This is a genomic window from Mycobacterium simiae, assembly GCF_008370645.1.
Taxonomy (GTDB): Bacteria; Actinomycetota; Actinomycetes; order Mycobacteriales; family Mycobacteriaceae; genus Mycobacterium; species Mycobacterium simiae_A.
Genome location: NZ_VTZN01000414.1, coordinates 1 through 1029, shown reverse-complemented (window position 1 = coordinate 1029; position 1029 = coordinate 1). Strand labels below are relative to the sequence as shown.

Here is a 1029-nt window from a genome sequence, read left to right as displayed (position 1 = left end):
ACTGGGGCATCGGCAACTCCGGCAACAGTTACAACACCGGCATCGGCAACTCGGGTGACGCCAACACGGGCCTGTTCAACTCCGGCATCGCCAACACCGGCATCGCCAACGCAGGCAACTACAACACCGGCAGCTACAACCCGGGCAACAGCAACACCGGCGGCTTCAACATAGGCCAGTACAACACCGGCTACCTGAACAGCGGCAACTACAACACTGGCTTGGCAAATTCCGGCAACGTCAACACCGGAGTTCTCATCACCGGAAACTTCAACAACGGATTCTTGTGGCGCGGCGATAACCAGGGCCTGCTTTTCGGCAGCCCGGGCTTCGGTAACTCGACAACGGTCCCGTCGTCCGGCTTTTTCAACAGCGGTGCGGGTAGTGCTTCGGGTTTCTTGAACGTCGGCGCAAACAATTCTGGCTTCTTCAACTCTTCGTTGGGCAGCATCGGCAACTCGGGGTTTGCCAACACCGGCGTGCTGGAATCGGGCCTGTTGAACTCGGGTAACACCATATCCGGATTGCTCAACACGAGCCTGGTGGCTATCACAACACCGGCGTTTATCTCTGGCGTGCTCAATAGCGGAAATAATTTGGCTGGTTTCTTCCGGGGCCCCATCTCAATTAACATCGGCTTCGCCAACCAAGGCGCCGGTAATATTCTCGCCAACGCAAATATCGGCGACCGTAACTTCCTGGGCAGCGGAAACATCGGCGACCTAAACATTCTCGGCAGCGCAAACCTCGGCAGCTACAACATCCTTGGCAGCGCAAACGTGGGCAGCCAGAACCTCGGCAGCGCAAACATCGGCAATCTGAACCTCGGTAGCGCCAATATCGGCGCCTATAATTTTGGTTCCGCTAACATCGGCAATTACAATGCCGGTGTCGGAAATCTCGGGCTCTACAATATTGGCCGGGCAAATCTCGGTAACTACAACATCGGCTTCGCCAACGCAGGCAACTTCAATCAAGGGTTAGCCAACGCCGGCAGTGACAACATCGGCTTCGGCAACACCGGCAACA

Annotated in this window: 1 protein-coding gene; it reads left to right on the top strand. The window is 56.4% G+C overall.

Translation table 11 applies throughout. The features are described 5' to 3' along the window. Positions 1–1029 (top strand): beta strand repeat-containing protein (locus F0Q45_RS26165; protein WP_373425100.1); only part of this gene is annotated, 1029 nt, incomplete at both ends.